15 protein-coding genes are annotated in these 18,335 nt (G+C 71.9%); 10 read left to right on the forward strand and 5 right to left on the reverse strand.

From position 1 onward, the window contains the following. Positions 1-63: 63 nt before the first annotated feature. Complete coding sequence (locus ACZ607_RS30465) at positions 64-576, reverse strand: MarR family winged helix-turn-helix transcriptional regulator (protein WP_469740010.1); 513 nt, start codon at positions 574-576, stop codon at positions 64-66. A 213-nt stretch (positions 577-789) separates the two neighbouring features. Here ACZ607_RS30465 and ACZ607_RS30470 point away from each other — a divergent pair, with 213 nt between their 5' ends. After that, a complete protein-coding gene (locus ACZ607_RS30470; protein WP_469740012.1) occupies positions 790-1,572 on the forward strand; it encodes a dioxygenase family protein in 783 nt (260 codons plus the stop codon). 83 nt (positions 1,573-1,655) lie between these two features. Here ACZ607_RS30470 and ACZ607_RS30475 read toward each other — a convergent pair whose 3' ends face one another. Further along, complete coding sequence (locus ACZ607_RS30475; protein ID WP_469740014.1) at positions 1,656-2,201, reverse strand: GNAT family N-acetyltransferase; 546 nt, start codon at positions 2,199-2,201, stop codon at positions 1,656-1,658. A 150-nt stretch (positions 2,202-2,351) separates the two neighbouring features. Between ACZ607_RS30475 and ACZ607_RS30480 the strand changes: the two genes are divergently transcribed. Beyond that, complete coding sequence (locus tag ACZ607_RS30480) at positions 2,352-3,353, forward strand: sigma-70 family RNA polymerase sigma factor (RefSeq protein ID WP_099177391.1); 1,002 nt, start codon at positions 2,352-2,354, stop codon at positions 3,351-3,353. Between the two features lie 113 nt (positions 3,354-3,466). On the opposite strand, the gene ACZ607_RS30485 is transcribed toward ACZ607_RS30480, so the two are convergent. Next, entirely contained in the window at positions 3,467-4,459 is a 993-nt protein-coding gene (locus ACZ607_RS30485) for a helix-turn-helix transcriptional regulator (RefSeq protein WP_469740017.1), read from the reverse strand. Positions 4,460-4,520: 61 nt separating this feature from the next. Between ACZ607_RS30485 and ACZ607_RS30490 the strand changes: the two genes are divergently transcribed. Then, positions 4,521-6,152, forward strand: coding sequence for an MFS transporter (locus ACZ607_RS30490; RefSeq protein WP_469740019.1), 1,632 nt, complete (start codon positions 4,521-4,523; stop codon positions 6,150-6,152). Positions 6,153-6,185: 33 nt separating this feature from the next. Here the strand turns inward: ACZ607_RS30490 and ACZ607_RS30495 are convergent, their stop codons facing one another. Together ACZ607_RS30495 and ACZ607_RS30500 are read right to left on the reverse strand one after the other, a co-directional pair. Next, positions 6,186-6,932, reverse strand: coding sequence for a DUF6227 family protein (locus ACZ607_RS30495; protein WP_469740021.1), 747 nt, complete (start codon positions 6,930-6,932; stop codon positions 6,186-6,188). Positions 6,933-7,086: 154 nt separating this feature from the next. Then, a complete protein-coding gene (locus ACZ607_RS30500) occupies positions 7,087-8,160 on the reverse strand; it encodes a P1 family peptidase (protein WP_469740023.1) in 1,074 nt (357 codons plus the stop codon). Positions 8,161-8,369: 209 nt separating this feature from the next. On the opposite strand from ACZ607_RS30500, the gene ACZ607_RS30505 reads away from it, so the two are divergent. From ACZ607_RS30505 to ACZ607_RS30535, 7 genes are all read left to right on the forward strand, one after another. Then, on the forward strand, positions 8,370-9,233 hold the full coding sequence (locus tag ACZ607_RS30505; protein ID WP_469740438.1) for a helix-turn-helix domain-containing protein: 864 nt from the start codon (positions 8,370-8,372) through the stop codon (positions 9,231-9,233). 161 nt (positions 9,234-9,394) lie between these two features. Next, positions 9,395-10,258 carry an ABC transporter ATP-binding protein gene (locus ACZ607_RS30510; RefSeq protein ID WP_469740025.1) on the forward strand — a complete coding sequence of 288 codons (864 nt, stop codon included), beginning with the start codon at positions 9,395-9,397 and terminating at the stop codon, positions 10,256-10,258. Between the two features lie 133 nt (positions 10,259-10,391). Beyond that, positions 10,392-11,459 carry an iron-siderophore ABC transporter substrate-binding protein gene (locus ACZ607_RS30515; protein ID WP_469740029.1) on the forward strand — a complete coding sequence of 356 codons (1,068 nt, stop codon included), beginning with the start codon at positions 10,392-10,394 and terminating at the stop codon, positions 11,457-11,459. A 10-nt stretch (positions 11,460-11,469) separates the two neighbouring features. After that, positions 11,470-13,572, forward strand: a complete 2,103-nt coding sequence (locus ACZ607_RS30520) for an iron ABC transporter permease (protein WP_469740031.1) — start codon at positions 11,470-11,472, stop codon at positions 13,570-13,572. Positions 13,573-13,645: 73 nt separating this feature from the next. Continuing rightward, a complete protein-coding gene (locus ACZ607_RS30525) occupies positions 13,646-14,767 on the forward strand; it encodes a peptidase C39 family protein (RefSeq protein ID WP_469740033.1) in 1,122 nt (373 codons plus the stop codon). Between the two features lie 88 nt (positions 14,768-14,855). Beyond that, on the forward strand, positions 14,856-16,013 hold the full coding sequence (locus ACZ607_RS30530; protein WP_469740035.1) for an MFS transporter: 1,158 nt from the start codon (positions 14,856-14,858) through the stop codon (positions 16,011-16,013). Next, complete coding sequence (locus tag ACZ607_RS30535; RefSeq protein WP_469740038.1) at positions 16,010-18,334, forward strand: molybdopterin oxidoreductase family protein; 2,325 nt, start codon at positions 16,010-16,012, stop codon at positions 18,332-18,334. Before ACZ607_RS30530 ends, ACZ607_RS30535 begins: the two co-directional genes overlap by 4 nt. Position 18,335: the final 1 nt, after the last annotated feature.

Genomic DNA, 18,335 nt, shown 5'->3' on the forward strand with positions numbered 1-18,335 from the left:
GCCGCACCCGGTCCGGCGGCGAGCCCGCCTTCACGCTCTGCCCTGGTTCCGCTCAGCTTCTGCTCAGCGGAGCCAGGGCAGATCCGCGTCCGTGTCCTCCGGCTGGAGACCGGCCGCGATGACCCGCATGATCTCGCCGAGGCTCTGCACCTGCTGAGGACTGAGCCGGGCGAACATCGCCTGGCGTACGGCCTCGACGTGCCCCGGTGCGGACCGGGCCAGCATCGCGTGGCCCTCGTCCGTGAGGATCGCGTTCTGGCCGCGCTTGTCGGAGGGGCAGTCCTCGCGGCGGACCCAGCCGTTCTTCTCCAGCCGGGCGACAGCGTGCGAGAGGCGGGAGCGGGTGATCTTCGCGTCCTTCGCCAGCTCGGTCATGCGCTTCCGCCGCCGGGGGGCCTGGGAGAGGTGGACGAGCAGCCCGTAGTAGACGTGCGGCATGCCGGCGTCGCGCTGCAACTGGCGGTCGAGATGGTCCTCCATGAGCGTGGTGGCGTGAAGGTACGCGCGCCACACGCTCTGTTCTTCGTCGGTGAGCCACCGGGGCCCGCCGGGGGATGCCGTGGTCATGTACTCCACTGTACGACCTTTTCTTGAAAGTTGAACTAGATAGAGCTAAGGTCTCCGGTAGTTGGAACTTGAAGATTCAAGAACCTGCCCCTGATCGGATCCTGGCCGGATCCGAGTGACCCGAAGAGCCGGTCCGCCGAATGCCCCGTGCTCGCTCAGCTGCCCGTTCCCGGTACCTGTAGTGAACACACATACCTTGATCGGCGGAGGAATGGGAGCGTCATGACTGTCACCGCGGAACGCATGCCCGCCCTCTACCTCTCGCACGGCGCCCCGCCGCTCGCCGACGACCCGGTCTGGCCCGGGGAGCTCGCCGCCTGGTCGGCGGGGCTGCCGCGCCCCAAGGCGATCCTGATGGTCTCCGCGCACTGGGAGGAGGCCCCGCTCGCCCTCGGCGCCACCGAGACCGTGCCGCTCGTGTACGACTTCTGGGGCTTCCCGGAGCACTACTACGGCGTGCGGTACGCCGCCCCGGGCGCCCCGCAGCTCGCGGACGACGTGCGCAAGCTGCTGCGCGGCGCCGGCAACCCGGTCCAGGACATCCCCGACCGCGGCCTCGACCACGGGGCGTACGTGCCGCTCGTCGAGATGTTCCCGGCCGCCGACATCCCCGTGCTCCAGATCTCGATGCCGACGCTCGACCCGCAGAAGCTGATGGACATCGGGCGCAAGCTCGCGCCGCTGCGCGACGAGGGCGTGCTCATCGTCGGGAGCGGCTTCTTCACGCACAACCTCGCGGCGCTCCGGCACACCGGCGGCTCCGCGCCCGGCTGGTCCTCGGAGTTCGACGACTGGGGGCACCGCGCGCTCCAGGCGCAGGACATCGACGCCCTGCTGGACTTCGAGCACGCGTCGCCGGCGGGCGCGCTGGCCCATCCCCGTACCGAGCACTTCGCCCCGCTGTTCGTCACGCTCGGCGCGGCCGAGGGCGAGCTCGACCGGGGCCGCAGTGTCATCGACGGCTTCTGGATGGGTCTGGCGAAGCGCTCGGTGCAGTTCGGCTGAGCGAGGGCATCCGCCTGCGGTGCGGCCCGGCCGGGCGGCGCATCCTTCTTACGGTGCAGGTCCGGCCGGGCAGCGGCTCCCTCTTACGGTGCGGTCCGGCCGTGCAGCGGCTTCTCGTACCAGGCCACGTCCCAGTAGCGGCCGAACTTCCGGCCCACCTCCTCGTACGTGCCGACGTGCCGGAAGCCGAAGGCGTCGTGCAGCCGGACCGACGGCTCGTTCGGCAGGGCGATCGCGGCGTAGGCGCGGTGGAGGTCCTCGCCCGCCAGGGCCTCGAACAGCTCCTTGTAGAGCAGCGTGCCGACGCCGCGGCCGACGGCGTCCGGGGCGCAGTACACGCTCACCTCGACCGAGGTGCTGTAGGCCGCCTTGGGGCGGTAGGGGCTGCTGGTGGCATAGCCGAGGACATGCGGAGCGTTGTCCCGGGTACCAGGGTCCAGAGCAACCAGGAGCCGGTGGGGGCCGTCTTCCGGGTGGGAGCGCAACCAGGGGAGGCGTTCGTCCCGGGTGAAGGCAGCCGTGTCGAATGTGAGCGCGGTCTCACGGACGTAATGGTTGTAGATGTCCGTCAAGGCCTCCAGGTCGGCCTCCGTGCCGGGCCTGACCTGCACTTCTGTGGGTATCTGCACCTTGTGTCCTCAACTTGCGGGCGACAGGGTACTGCATGATCTCAAAAGTGAATGGTCCCCGTGGGAATTCTGTCCGGATTCCAGTCGTTGTTTCCATCGGATGCAGGGCACCCGGGAGGGTGTCGCGACCTACTCAGCAAGGGAGCACGCATGGCAACCCGTGCCGTCGCCCGTCGTTCGTCCGCCAGCACCGGCGGGACCGACCGGGCAAGCAGTGTTCGCGCCGTGGGCGGGGAGATCGCCGATCGCGACCTGGTCGGCATGTACCTGGACGAGATCGCTCGCACACCGCTGCTCGACGCCGCCAAGGAGGTCGAGCTGTCCCAGACGATCGAGGCGGGCGTCTACGCCCAGCAGATCCTCGCGGGCGAGGTGGAGAGCGAAGCCGGCGGAGCGAAGCGTGAGGAGCTCGAGGCGCTGGTCGCCGAGAGCGAGCGCGCCAAGGACATATTCATCCGCTCCAACCTCCGGCTCGTCGTTGCCGTGGCCAGGCGCTACCCGAGGGCGGGTCTGCCGCTGCTCGACCTGATCCAGGAGGGCAACGCCGGCCTGGTGCGCGCGGTCGAGAAGTTCGACTACGCCAAGGGCTTCAAGTTCTCGACGTACGCCACGTGGTGGATCCGCCAGGCCATCACCCGTTCCATCGCCGACCAGTCCCGCACGATCCGGCTGCCCGTCCACCTCGTGGAGGAGCTCGGCAGGATCAGGCGTGTGCAGCGTGAGTTCAACCGTGAGCACGGGCGCGACCCGGAGCACTCGGAGATCGCCGCCGAGCTCGACTCCAACACCGAGCGCGTCAGCAACGTCCTGGACTGGGCCCGTGACCCGGTCAGCCTGAACATGTCCGTGGACGACGACGGCGACACCCAGTTCGGGGACCTCCTGGAGGACACCTCCGCCGTCTCGCCGGAGCAGTCCGTGATGACGCTGCTGCGCAGCGAGGAGCTCGAGGACCTGATCGGCAAGCTCGACAACCGCACCGCCTCCATCATCAAGATGCGGTACGGCATCGAGGACGGCCGCGAGCGGACCCTGACCGAGGTGGGCAAGCAGCACGGTCTGACGCGGGAGCGGATCCGCCAGATCGAGAAGCACGCGCTGCTCGAATTGAAGCGAATGGCTCACGACACGGGCTTTGACGCTGCGGCGTGAGCGAATAACCCGTAATCTCCCCATCAAGCCGGTTCGCACCGGCCCGACGACCGGTCTCCTTCCGGTCCCCTGAGCTGAGTCCCGGCGCCCACCCCCCCCCCCGGCGCCGGGGCTCATCCATGTCCGCCCCCGGTCTGCCCCGGTGACGCGGCGCGCGTCAGCCGCGCGCCCAGGGCGGCGAGGTGTTCCACCAGGTGGGCCGGGCCGTGCACCTCGAACTCGCAGTCCACGAGCGCCAGCCGCAGTGCCACCCACTCCAGCGAGTCGGCGGAGACCGCCCGCAGTCGGCAGGTGCCCTCACCCGTCGGCTCCACCGTGCCGAGCGTCGCGGGGAGCCGGGCCGCCACGAAGTCCGCCGGGGCGCGGAAGGAGACGTCGAGACGCAGCTCGGGCTGGGCGCGCGCCATCGACCGGGAGAGGAACTCCGCCGCGTCACCGCTCCCGGTCGGCAGCTCGCGTGGGGTGAAGCGGGACCCGGTGGCGAAGGGGTCGCTCACCCGGTCCACCCGGAAGGTCCGCCAGTCCTCGCGGCCCAGGTCGTACGCCACGAGGTACCAGCGGCTTCCCGTGCTCACCAGCCGGTACGGCTCGGCCTGCCGCTTGGAGGCGGTGCCGTCCCCCGACCGGTAGTCGAAGCGCAGCCGCTCCCGCCCGGTGACCGCCGAGGCGATCGCCGTGAGCGTGCGGGGGTCGATGGTCGAGCCGTCGCCACGGGTGAGCGGCACGGTGGCGTTCTGCAGCGAGGACACCCGGTGCCGCAGCCGGGACGGAAGCACCTGCTCCAGCTTGGCCAGCGCCCGTACGGACGCCTCGTCGACGCCCTCGATGGCATGCCCGGCCCCGGCGCGCAGGCCCACCGCGATGGCCACCGCCTCCTCGTCGTCGAGCAGGAGCGGCGGCATGGCGGACCCCGCGACCAGGCGGTAGCCGCCGACCGAACCGCGCGACGCCTCGACCGGATAGCCGAGGTCGCGGAGCCGGTCGATGTCACGGCGGATGGTGCGCGGAGTGACGCCGAGCCGCCCGGCGAGCTCGCTGCCCGGCCACTCGCGCGGCGTCTGGAGGAGCGACAGCAGCTTCAGCAGTCGTGCCGGGGTGTCGGTCATGGGACCAGGATGCCCGTCCATCAGGTCACAATCTGACCTGATGGGCCTCTAGCTTCTCCGCATGACTTCATCCGAATCTCTGCCGGCCACGGCAGCCGCCCGCACGGTGCCGACCGGGCCGGGCACGCCGCAGGACCCGGCGGACCGGCGCCGCTGGTTCGCGCTCGCGATCGTGATGACCGCGGCCTTCATGGACCTGGTCGACGTCACGATCGTCAACATCGCCATCCCGAGCATCACGCGGGACACCGGCGCCTCGTTCACCTCGATCCAGTGGATCACCGCGGGATACGCCCTGGCCTTCGCCGCCGGGCTGATCACGGGCGGCCGGCTCGGCGACATCCACGGCCGTAAGCGGATCTTCCTCATCGGCATCGGCGGCTTCACGATCGCCTCGGCCCTGTGCGGCTTCGCCGTGAACCCGGAGATGCTGGTCGCCTCGCGCATCCTGCAGGGCGGCATGGCCGCGCTGATGGTGCCGCAGGTGCTGTCGATCGTGCACGCCACCTTCCCCGCGCACGAACGCGGCAAGGTCTTCGGGCTGTTCGGGGCGATCGTCGGGCTGGGCGCGGTGTCCGGGCCCCTGCTGGGCGCCCTGCTCACCGAGTGGAACCTCTTCGGTCTCGAATGGCGGCCGATCTTCCTGATCAACCTGCCGGTCGGCATCGCCGGACTGCTCCTGGGCCGGACGTTCATCAGCGAGTCCAGGGCCCCGAAGGCGCTCCGGCTCGACCTGGTCGGCGTGGCCCTGGTGACCCTCGGCCTCCTCATGCTGCTCTACCCGCTGACCCGGGGACGCGAGCTGGGCTGGCCGCTGTGGGGTCACCTGTCGATGGCCGCCAGCCTCCTGGTCTTCGCCGCGCTCGTCGTGTTCGAGCGCCGGAAGGCGGGCCGGGACGGCTCACCGCTCATCGAACTGTCGCTGTTCAGGGTGAAGAGCTTCGCGGCGGGCACCGCCGTGCAGCTGACCTTCGGAATCGCCCTCGGCATCTTCTTCCTGGTCTGGACGCTGTACCTGCAGATGGGGCTCGGCTGGAGCGCCCTGCGGGCCGGCACGACGGGCATCCCGTTCTCGATAGCCGTCTCGGGCGCCGCCGGGATCTCCGTGCAGAAGCTGGTGCCCCGCTTCGGCCGCAAGGTGCTGCAGGCCGGCGCGCTGCTGATGATCGCCGGGCTGCTGCTCTACATCTGGGAGGCCGGACGGTACGGGGCGGAGATCAGCCCGTGGCAGATGGCGCTCCCGCTGGTGGTCATGGGCGTGGGCATGGGGCTGATCGTGGCCCCGCTGACCGACGCGGTGCTCTCCGGAGTGCCGAAGGAGCACTCCGGCTCGGCGTCCGGGCTGATCAACACCGTGCAGCAGATGGGTACGGCGCTGGGGCTCGGCCTCGTCTCGGTCGTCTTCTTCGGAGCGATCGGCGACCGGCTGCCGCCGGAGGCGATGGGCGCGGCGTTCGTGGACGCGTTCCAGCGGTCGCTGTGGTGGGTCGCCGGGGTGCTCGCGGTGATCTTCCTCGTGATGTTCGCCCTGCCGGCCCGGCCGCGGGTGCATCTGGAGGGCGGCGAGGACGAGGCGGCTCCCGGAGAACCGCGGGCCGACGAGGTACGGGACGACGAGGTACGGGACGACGAGGGACGGGACGACGGGGGACGGGACGACGGGGTCCGGAAGGCGCCCGCGCTGACGAGCTGAACCCCGGGCGGGCCGGGGCTAGCCGGGAGGCCGTCAGCAGATCCGGGTGCGGTCCTCCATGGCCAGGCGCGCGGCCTGCTCGTCGTCGTACACCTCGCACATGTGGCGGCCGTCGGGTGTGGCCGTGTGCTCGACCTCCCACAGGCTGGTCTCGCTGCCGTCCAGCAGGAGGAAGGCGTGCTCGTACAGCGTGAAACCGGCGTCCCGCCCGTCCACGTGGTACTGGCGGCCGAAGACCTGGGTGATGTGGTGGGCGAAGGCGGCGCGGAGGAGCCCGGCCGTCGCGGCGCCCGGCCGGTCGCCGTTCTCCGCGCGGCGCAGGACGCGGCGGGCGTGGTCCGCCGAATTGTCCGGGGCGTACATGCGGGGCAGGGGGGCCGGGGGGACGCTCATCAGCAGCGTGAGCGCCTCCAGGTCCTCCCGCAGGCTGTCGTCACCGAGCGCGGGCGTGTCCCAGAAGCTGCCCGCGAGGCGTGCGGCGGCGAGCTGCGCGTCGCCCTCGTCGTCGTACAGCTCGTGACGGCGCGGGGCCGTGTCGTCCCTGCCGCCGCCGTGCACCAGCTCCCACAGGGTGAGCGTGGTGCCGTCGGACAGCAGGTAGGTGTGCCGGTAGGTCTCGCGGTGCAGTACGGAACTGTGGTGGGACGAGTGCAGGGAGGAGCTGTGCGCCAGCGCCGTCCCGAGCCGCTCGACCGTGCTGTCGGACAGGTCGAAGGAGTTGAGGGCGCATCGCAGGAGTCGCTCGAGGTGCTGCTCGGTTGTCTCGTACGGATCGCTCAAGGTGCTGTCTCCAGGCCGTCGCCGCGTGTTACCCGATGCGTGCATAACGTAGTCCCTGGGTCTGACATCGTGACCGGGGTTCGCAAAAAACGTACCGCGCACGCAGAAAGTTCCCCGGCTGTCCGAGGGGGAACGCACGAGGTTCCCGGGCTTCTCAGGATGCGGCGTAGAGCTCGCTGTACGAGGGGAACGTGCCTCCGGGGCCGTCGGCGCCCCGGGCGGCCCTGACGGCCTTCACGACGGCGCGGGCCAGGGCATCCGCACCCGCCGCCAGGATGCCGTTGAGCGCGGCGGTGGGCTCCGGCGGCAGCGGCAGCCGGCCGGTGGAGAGGGCGAAGACGGTGTCCCCGTCAGTGAGCAGATGGACCGGCCGGACGGCGCGCGCCAGCCCGTCGTGCGCCGTGCCCGCGAGCTTCTGCGCCTGGGCCCGGGTCAGGGCGGCGTCGGTGGCGACGACGGCGATCGTCGTGTTGAGGACTCCGCCGGTCCGCCCCGCCCGGCCTTCCCGCGCGCCCCGGATCCCGTCCAGCCGCCGGAGCGCGGCCTCGTGCACCGAGGGCGACGGGTGCGCCGGAGGCTCCCCCGCCCCGTACGCGCCGTACAGCACCCCCGTCACCGGATCGAGGACGGAGCCCGCCGCGTTGACGACCGCGAGCGCGGCCACCGTGGCCCCGGAGGGCAGGCGCAGGCTCGCCGTGCCGACACCGCCCTTGAGCTGCCCGGCCACCGCTCCCGTACCGGCGCCCACCGAGCCCTCGGCGACCGGGGCGCCCGGCGCGGAGGCGGCTGCGGCCTCCACGGCGGCACGGCCGGTCGAGGCGTCGGGGCGGGCCCGCCAGTCGCCGCCCCGGCCCAGGTCGAAGAGGCAGGCCGCCGGCACCACCGGCACCACCTGGGAGGGGTCCGGGCCGACCTGGACGCCACGCCCCTGCTCCTCCAGCCAGGCCGTCACGCCGGAGGCCGCGTCGAGTCCGTACGCGCTGCCGCCGGTCAGGACGACCGCGTCGATCCGCTGCACCAGATTGCGCGGGTCCAGCGCGTCCGTCTCCCTGGTGCCGGGGCCGCCCCCGCGTACGTCGACGGCCGCCACGGCTCCGCCCTCGGGGGCGAGGACCACGGTGGTCCCGCTCAGCGCGCCGTCGCCCGGGACCCGGGCGTGCCCGACGCGGATCCCGGCCACGTCCGTCAGTGCGTCCAGCGGTCCCTGGCCGGGCAGTTCCTCGGTCATGAGAGCTCCTCGTGAGTGCGGGGGTGCCGTCCACCGCGAACGTACAGGCGCCTGCCGGGGGAGCGGGGGCGCGGCCGGGAACGCGCGCCGCGCGGCGTCGCGCGGACCGCTCGCCCGCCCGTCGCGGCCATGGAGCATCCCGGTCCGAAGGGGCCCCGGATAGACTCGTCCGCATGGTCCGACCGTCCCGTGGCGACGCGCGCCCCGGGATGTGGAGGCGCGAGGCGGGCACCGTCGTGCGCCGGGTCGAGCCGCTCCCCGAGCAGGCCACGGGTCCCTTCGCCATCATCGCGGGGCTGCGGATACCCGCCGTTCCCACGGAGTGGGCGCCCCACTCGCACGCCCTCCACGAGCTCGTCTGGGTACGCGGGGGGACGCTGACGTCCCGCGTGGAGGACCGCGTCTTCACCGTGTCCGAGGGGCACGGCCTGTGGATGCCCGCCGGGCTGGTGCACGGCGGCAGGGCGACGGCCGGCGCCGAGTTCCACGACGCGTTCTTCGTCCCCGGCCGGGTGCCGATCGCGTTCGAGGAGCCGCAGGCGATCGCGATGACGCCGCTGCTGGAGTCACTGCTGTCGCATCTGTCCCGTACGGACCTCGACGAGGCGGCCAGGGCCCGGGCGGAGTCGGTCGTGTTCGACGTGCTCCAGCCGTCGGAGCGCCAGTTCGTGCTGCCGTTGCCCGGCGACGCCCGGATCGACGCCATCGCCGAAGCGCTGCTGGACGATCCGGCCGACTGCCGTTCGCTGGAGGAGTGGGCGCGCGGGCTGGGGACGAGCGAGCGCACCATCACCCGTGCGTTCCGCCACGCGACGGGGCTGTCCTTCGCGCAGTGGCGGCAGGTGCTGCGGGTGCACCGGGCCCTGACGCTGCTCTCCGAGGGGCTCGATGTGACAACTGTCTCGGAGACGCTCGGCTACGCGCAGCCCAGCACGTTCATCGCCTCTTTCCGGCGCGTCATGGGCACCACACCGGGCGCCTACTTCGACGTGGCCGATGAATTCCCCCAGGATGTCCGGAATCGTTCGTCCGAGGGTGTCCGGAATCCCGTATTGCCTGTCCAAAACTCCTGATTGCCGACAGGACAAGCGGAACATACCCTTCTCGGAGTTAGGCAACCCTTAGTTTCGTTCGCCGCGCATGGCTTCCCCATGCGTGGGGGAGACCGCTGCCCGGCCGGAACGCCGGACGGAGGGTGCCGCAGCCCCTGCCCCTCCGAGTGTCCGGACCACCGATGTTCACAAGCCCCTCCCGGCGAGCGGATCGCCCCGCGGCCGACCCGGCCCCGCCGGCGGCCGCCCTCAACGGGCACGACCTGGTGCTGCGCTACCACGGCACACCGGTCGTCCACGGCGTCTCGATCGCCCTGGAACCCGGCCGTGCGACCGCTCTGGTGGGGCCGAACGGCAGCGGGAAGTCCACCCTGCTGCGCGCGCTCTCCCGGCTGCACCGGGTGGACGGCGGCCGGGTGACGCTCGGCAGCCCCGGCGATCCCTCCGAGCGCGACGCGGCACTGCTCAGCGCCCGTCACTTCGCCCGCGAGGTCACGCTGTTCTCCCAGTCGCGACCGTCACCCCAAGGGCTGACGGTCGCGGAGGTGGTGGCGTTCGGACGCCACCCCTACCGGCGCGGCTTCGCCGGACCGAGCGCCGACGACCGGAGCGCCGTCGACCACGCCATGGGCGTGACCGGCGTACGGGACATGGCGGGCCGGCCGGTCGGGGAGCTCTCCGGCGGGGAGATGCAGCGTGTCTGGCTCGCGGCCTGTCTGGCCCAGGACACCGGCGTCGTACTGCTGGACGAGCCGACCAACCACCTGGACCTGCGCTACCAGATCGAGACGCTCGACCTGGTGCGCGATCTCGTCGAGGAGCACGGCATCGCGGTCGGCATCGTGCTGCACGACCTCGACCAGGCGTCCCGCGTCGCGGACACGCTGGTCCTGATGCGCTCCGGCCGGGTGCACGCGGCGGGAGCGCCCGCCGACGTCCTCACCGCGGAGAACATCGGCGAGGTCTACGACATCCGCGTCGAGGTCGGCACCGACCCTCGCACGGGCCGCCTCCGCATCGACCCGATCGGGCGCCACCCCGGCTGAACCGGTCGGCTCCCCCCACTTCATCGCAACGCAGCACCCCATCCGATTCATCGCACCGCACTGCACCGCACTGCACCGCACTGCACCGCACTGCACCGCACCGCATCGCGGAGAACAAGAAAGAGGCCCCTTCATGAACCGTGCCCATCGCCTGGCGGCGTCCGCCTCCACGGGGCTCATCGTCCTCGCCGCAACGGCCTGCGGCACGACCACCGTCGACAAGGCCGGCGCCGACAGCAGCAGCGCCGCCGCGTCGCCCGCGTCGGAGAGCTGCGCCGACGACACCACGACCACCTCGACGAAGCCGGTCTCCTTCAAGGACGGCGTGGGCCGTCAGGTGAAGCTCGACAAGCCCGCCAAGCGGATCGCGGTCCTGGAGTGGCAGCAGGTCGAGGACGCGCTGACGCTGTGCGTCACCCCCACCGCGGTCTCGGACGCCAAGGGGTACAGCACCTGGGTCAGCGCGGAGAAGCTGCCCGGCGGGGTGACCGACATCGGCACCCGCGAGGAGCCCGACCTCGACACCCTCTACGCGGCGAACCCCGACCTCATCGTCGTCGAGGCGTTCGACGCCGACGACGAGACGCTCGCGAAGCTGGAGAAGCGCGGCGTCCCCGTGATGGCCACCCGGGGCGCGAACCCGAAGGACCCGATCGGGAACATGCGCGAGGTGTTCAGCATGATCGGCAAGGCGACGGGGCGCACCGAGCGCGCCGACCAGGTGCTCAAGGAGTTCGACGACCACCTCGCCACGGCGAAGAAGCAGGTCATCGACGCCGACCTGCCGACGAACGACTTCCTGTTCTTCGACGGATGGCTGGAGGGCGGCAACCTCACCGTGCGCCCCTACAGCAAGGGCGCCCTGTTCACCGAGATCGGTGAGGAGCTCGGCTTGAAGTCCGCGTGGACCGACGACGTCAACAAGGCCCACGGCGACGGCGGTGTCGACCCCTCGTACGGTCTCGCGCAGACCGATGTCGAGGGACTCACCTCGGTGGGCGACGCCAACCTCTTCTACGCCAACGACGAGGGCGCCGGCGGGTATGTCGCCGCGCTGGAGAAGAACCCGCTCTGGAAGAGCATGCCGGCCGTGAAGGAAGGCCGGGCGCACGCCTTCCCGGCACGGGTCTGGGGCGCCGGCGGTCCGCGCTCGTGCGAGCAGGCGATCGACGCGTACGTCGACGTACTCGACAAGAAGTGAGCAACAAGAAGTGAGCACAGCGCGGACACCGGCGCTCCGAGCGGGAGCGCTGCCACGCACGGAGAGCGGCGGCGGTCCCACCGGAGTGGCCGTCCTGGCGGTCCTGGCCGTCGTGACCGTCCTGGTGGGCATGTGGCACCTGACGCAGGGGACCTCCGGTGTCGGCGTCGGCGACCTGGTGCGGTACCTCGGCGGGGAACGCGAGAACACCGGCGGGGCGCCGGTCGGTGAGATCCTCACCGGCTCGCGCCTGCCGCGCCTGTTCGCGGGCGTGGCGGTGGGCATCGCCCTCGGCGCGGCCGGGGCGCTCCTCCAGTCCGTCACGCACAACCAGCTCGCCTCCCCCGACACCCTCGCGGTCACGGCCGGGGCCTACTTCACGCTCTCGCTCGTGGCGGCGCTCGGTCTCGCCGTCCCGCTGTGGGCGTCGGGTGCCGTGGCCTTCGCGGGCGGCCTGGCCGCGGCGGTGCTCGTGCTGCTCCTCGCGGGGCGGGCTGCGGGGACCACGGGCACCCGTCTCATCCTCGCCGGATCGGCGACGGCGATGGCCCTGGACGCGGCCACCGCGATGGTCCTGATCCTGTTCAAGCAGAACACGACCGGCCTCTTCGCCTGGGGGAGCGGCTCGCTCGCCCAGATCAACATCGACGCGTCGATGCGCGCCCTCCCCCTCGTGGCCGTGGTGCTGTGCGCCGCCCTGGCGCTGTCCCGCAGGCTCGATGTGATGAACCTCGGCGACGACGCCGCGTCCACCCTCGGCGTGCCGATCCGGACCACCCGCGTGATCGCCGTGATCTGCGCGGTGGTCCTGACCGGCACGGCGGTGACACTCGCGGGCCCGATCGCCTTCGTCGGCCTCGGCGCCCCCGTGTTCGCGCGGCTGATCGCGAGCCGGATCCGGGCGCTGCGGCGGCACATCTTCCTGGTGCCCGCGGCCGGACTGCTCGGCGCGCTGCTCATCCTGCTCGCGGACGCGACGCTGCGGGCGGTGCAGGGCGCGGACGGGGCCGCCTCCATCCCCACCGGCGTGCCGACCGCGCTGCTCGGCTCCGTCGTGATCGTGATCCTCGCGCTCCGCCTCCGCGACACGGGCCGGCTCCGTCAGCCACCGCACGCGCGGGTCGCCGCACGGTCGCGCCGCGCCTTCCTCCTCGTGGTGTCCGGCTCGGTGGCGCTCCTGGCCGCCGCCGCCCTTGTGGCGGTCCTGGCGGGAAGCCTCTGGCTGCGTACGGGGGACATCGCGCTCTGGGTCCAGGGCACCGCTCCCGGTCTCGTCGGGCAGGCGCTCGACGACCGGGTCCCGCGCGTGCTCGCCGCGATCCTCGCCGGTGCCGCCCTCGGTCTGGCCGGATGCGTCGTCCAGGGCGCGGTACGCAATCCGCTGGCCGAGCCGGGCGTGCTCGGCATCACCGCGGGGGCCGGGCTGGGTGCGGTCGCCGTCGTCACATCGGGACTGCCCGGCGGACGGCCGCTGCTCATCGTGGCCGCGGTCGTGACGGGACTGGCCACGTTCGGGCTGATCGCGCTGCTGTCCTGGCGCGGGGGGTTCCTGCCGGACCGGTTCGTACTCATCGGCATCGGCTGCGGGTACGGCATCAGCGCCGTCACCACCTTCCTGCTGCTGCGTACCGACCCGTGGAACACCCCCCGGATCTTCACCTGGCTCTCCGGCACGACCTACGGGCGTACGTTCGCCGACGTCGTGCCGGTCACGGTGGCCCTGGCGCTCGCGCTTCCCGTGCTGCTCGCCATGCGGGGCCATCTCGACCTGCTCGCCGTCGACGAGGACACCCCGCGCGTCGTCGGCGTCAGGCCCGAACGCACACGGTTCGCCGCGCTGTCCATCGCCGCGGTGCTCGCGGCGCTCAGCGTGATCGCCGTCGGGGTCGTCGGCTTCGTGGGGCTCGTCGCCCCGCACCTCGCCCGGTCACTGGTGGGCGCCCGGCACGGACGGTCGATCCCGGTCTCGATGCTGCTCGGAGGGCTGCTGGTCTGCGTGGCCGACGCCCTCGGCCGCACGGTCGTGGCGCCGGCCCAGGTGCCGGCGGGCCTCATGATCGCCCTGGTCGGAGGCCCGTACTTCATCTGGGTGCTCCGGCAGTCCCGCGCCTGACGCGGGGCGCGGCGCCCTCCCTCTCGTCCCGCCGACCGCATCCGTCCCTCCGACTCCACCTGGAGCGCCCGCAATGCCGTCCCCGCAGTCCCAGTCCCCGCAGGCCCAGCCGCGCACTCCCGCCGTGCAGGACTTCGTCGTCGTACCGTTCGACCGCGACGCGCCGCCGAGCCTGCTGGGGCGCCTCGCGCACGAGGTGCCGGAGCGCTGGCGCACGGTCGACCGCTCCGCCCACGCACCCCGCCTCGTCGTCGTTCCGGGGGGCGACGGTACGGACCCGGCCGGTGCCGCGCTGGTGACGGCACGCCCGCACACGGCCTACCTCAAGATCGTCGACGCGGTCGGCGACGTACCGGCGGTCGTCGAGGCCGTCGTCGCGCACGCACGCGGCCTGGGGCTCGCGCAGGTCAAGTGGGAAGGGTGGACGGTGAGCCCGGGGGAGGCCGCGGCCGCCGGCTTCGCCCCGCTGCACCCGCCGCTCACACCGGTGGAGGACGGGGCGGGCCCGGACGGCGGTCACGTTCGCTGGCTGGGCGACGGACCGGGCACCGCACCCCCGTACTACGGGCAGACCGAGCACTTCTCGTGCGGCGCCGTCACCGCTCTGGTCGCACAGGCGCACGCGGGGACGCTGAGCCGGGAGGCACTCGACCGGGAGGCGGAGCTGACCCTGTGGCGCGACGCGACGAACTTCCCCTCCTGCGAACCGGTCGGACTGGGCGTCGCCGTACGCCGTGCGTGGCCGTCGTCCCCCGTCACGGTCCACCTCGACACGGACCTGCCCGTCCTGCTCGGCCACCTCACGGAGAAGGAACAGGGGTGGCGGGCCCTGCTCCAGCGCGCCTCGCGTACGGAAGCCGCCCGGACCGGCGTGCCCGTCTCCCCGGGCCGTCTCTCGCTGGCCGCGATCCGGGACGCGATCGGCCGACGGGAGCAGGTGCTGCTCCTGGTCTCGCTCGCCGGGATGCAGGGGTTCGACGTGCCGCACTGGGTGCTCTGCCACGGAATCGTGCCCGGTGCCGTCGTGATCGAGGACCCCTGGGCCCACGCGGTCGCGGGGGACACCTGGGTCGACGCCCATCTGCTGCCCGTCCCCGACGCGTCGCTCGACACCATGTCGGTCCTCTCGCCGGAAGACTTCCGCGGCGCGGTGGCCGTCGGACGCCCGCAGGGGCGTGAGACGCCCCCGAACTGACCGGCGACGCGGGCCACCTGGGCGACGCACTCACACCTTAGCGGGACAAAACGGGACCGAACGCCTGTTACGGCCCTACGGTGGCCGGGTGACCGAGCCACCAGAACCCGCCGCAGCCGAGCAGCCCGAGACCGGTGCCCGCACCGGCACGACCGGCGGGACGGGCGGCCGGCACCCCGGCAAGGGGACCTCTGTCGCCGCGAGGGCCGCCCGGAGCCTGCCGCGATCCGTCTCCGGCCGCGCGGCCCTGGCCGGTGCCGTCGTCTCCGGCCTGCTCATCCTCGCGATCGTCTTCGGCAGCCGGCTGCTGCACGACTTCGACTCGGCGCTGCTCCCGTACGCCGTCGCCACCGTCTTCCTCGCCTTCGGGGTCGCCTACCGCTACACCGTCTGGGTCTCGGCCCCCGGTGCCCGGCGGCTCTTCAAGAAGGGCTGGCGCAGCCTGTTCTCGGCCGAGAACTTCCGCCGGGCACCCACCGCCCTGCCGAAGATGATCGCGACGTATCTCGGCTTCCAGAAGTTCCTCGGCGCCCGCTCCCACGCCCGCTGGGCCGCCCACCAGCTGATCTTCTGGGGCTGCGTCCTCGCCGCGCTGATCACCTTCCCGCTGACCTGGGGCTGGTTCACCTTCACCTCCGACAGCGGCCCGGGGCCCGGCTACGCGATGCGCGTCTGGGGCATCAAGGTCCTCGGCTTCGACTCGCTGAGCTTCATCGGCTGGGTGATGTTCCACGGCCTGGACCTCGCGGCCGTACTCGTCATCCCGGGCGCGGGGTACTTCCTCTGGCGCCGAATGAAGGACCGCGGGGCCATCACCGGACAGCGGTTCGCCTACGACATGGTGCCGCTGCTCGCACTGATCGTCATCTCCGTGACCGGTCTGCTGCTCACCTTCTCCTCGATCTTCCTGCACGGCGGGGGCTACGAGTTCCTGGCGATCCTGCACATGGTGTCGGTGGTCTTCACCCTCATCTACATCCCGTTCGGGAAGTTCTTCCACATCGTGCAGAGACCGGCGGCGGTCGGCATGCAGCTCTTCAAGTACACCGGGCGCCAGGACGACGAAATCTTCACCTGCCGCCGCTGCGGGGCAGCCATCGACACCGCCCCGTACGTCGAGAACCTGCGCGGCACCATGCGCGACCTCGAACTCGGCTTCGACGCGTGGGCCGAGTACTGCCCGCGCTGCAAGCGGGTCCTGCGCGGCAGCGCCTACCTCACCCAGGTCAAGAAGGGCTTCAAGTGACCGCGGACCCCCACGCAGCCGACAGCCGTACGATCCTCCCCCTCGACCCCTCGCTCGCCCCTCCGGGCACCCGGGGCTTCCGGGACGCGGGCGGCATCCCGGCGGACCAGTGGCACGCCGACCAGAACGGCGAGACGCTCGTCCCCACCCACTGCTGCTTCTGCGGCGTCCAGTGCGGGATGTACCTCCGCGTGGACCGCGGCGGCAAGGTCTTCGGCGTGGAGCCCCGCAACCACGACATCAACCGCATGCGGCTCTGCCCCAAGGGCATCAACGCCTACCAGCAGGTCAACCACCCCGACCGGCTCACCGCCCCGCTCATCCGCCGCTCCCGCGACGAGGAACTGCGCGAGGCCACCTGGGAGGAGGCGCTCGACTTCACGGTCTCCGAGATCGAGCGCATCCAGCGGGAGCACGGGCGCGACGCCTTCGGCGTGCTCGGCGGGGCCAGCCTCTTCTCCGAGAAGACGTATCTGGTGGGCAAGTTCGCCAGGGTGGCGCTGAAGACCAAGCACGTCGACTACAACGGCCGGCTCTGCATGGTCAGCGCCGCCGGGGCCAACAAGCTCGCCTTCAACATCGACCGGGCCGGCAACCCCTTCTCCGACATCCTGCTCACCGACTGCCTGCTGCTCGCCGGGGCCAACGTCGGCGAGTGCTTCCCCGTGCTGACCCAGTACGTCTGGGGCGCCCGGGACCGCGGTGCCACCCTGATCGTCGTCGACCCGCGCGAGACGGCGGTCGCGCGCACCGCCGACATCCACGTCGCGCTCAAGTCGGGCACCGACTCCGCCTTCTTCAACGCCGTGCTGAACGTGGTCGTCGAGGAGGGCCTCACCGACGAGGCCTACCTCGCGGCGCACGCCACCGGCTGGGAGGAGGTCAAGGCCAACGCCGCCCTGTACCCCCCGTCCCGCGCCGCCGAGATCTGCGGGATCCCCGCGGAGCAGGTCGTCCAGGTCGCCCGCGCCTTCGCCCGCGCGCCCAAGGCCATGGCCTTCCACGCCCGGGGCATCGAGCACCACACCCAGGGCGTCGAGAACTGCCTCAGCGTGATCAACCTCTGCACCGCCACCGGCCACATCGGCAAGCCCGGCGCCGGCTACGGCACCCTCACCGGCCAGGGGAACGGTCAGGGCGGCCGCGAGCACGGCCAGAAGGCCGACCTCCTCCCCGGCGGGCGCTCGATCCTCAACGAGGAACACCGCCGGCAGATCTGCGAGATCTGGGGCATCGAGGAGTCCGAACTCCCCGCCGCCGGTACCTCGATGATGGAAATGATCTGGCAGATGCAGCGCCAGGAGATCCGCGGTCTGATCGGCATCTGCAACAACCCCTTCGTCTCGCTCCCCAACTACGCCGTGGTCAAGGAGGGGTACGACACCACCGAATTCCACGCCCAGTTCGACTTCTTCCTCTCCGAGACCGCCGCCAACGCCCACGTGGTCTTCCCCGTCACCATCTGGGCCGAGGACGAGGGCGTGATGGCCAACGCCGAGGCACGCGTCGTCAAGCACAACAAGGCGCAGGAACCGCCGGCCGGGGTACGGACCGACACCTGGGTGATGTGCGAGATCGCCCGCCGTCTCGGAGCCGGGGACAAATTCGCCTTCGGCGGCTCCCGCGAGGTCTTCGACGAACTGCGCAGGGCCTCCGCGGGCACCGTCATCGACTACTCCGGCATCACCTACGAACGGCTGGAGGAGACCGGCGGGATCTCCTGGCCCTGCCCGTCCACCGACCACCCCGGGACCCCCCGGCTGTTCGAGGACGGCACGACCTACCACGCCGACGGCAAGATCCATATGCAGGTCGTCGAGTGGCACCCGCCGGCCGACCCGTACGACGAGGAGCATCCGATGACGCTGACCACCGGCCGCACCGTCGCCCACTTCCTCTCCGGCAACCAGACCCGTCGGCTGGGCGCCCTCGTCGAACAGACCCCTCGGCCCTGGGCCGAGGTCCACCCCTCCCACGGATTCCGCAACGGCGAACCCGTCCGCGTCGTCACCCGGCGCGGCAGCGAGGTCTTCCCCGCGCTGGTCACCGAGGCGATCCGGCCCGACACGGTGTTCATCCCCTACCACTGGCCCGTCCCGACCGCGGCCAACGCGCTCACCATCGACGCCCTCGACCCCCGCTCCAAGATCCCCGAGTACAAGGTCTGCGCCTGCCGCATCGAGCACGCCGAAGCGATCGACGAGGTCCCCGCACCTCCGGTCGCCCCCGGCCACGTCGCCTATCCCGAGACCCAGGTCTCCCGCACCGACCCACTGCCGCCCACGGCCCCGCAGGGCCGCGGCACCTCGGAAAGGAGCTGAT

This window comes from Streptomyces sp. NPDC104381, assembly GCF_055583745.1.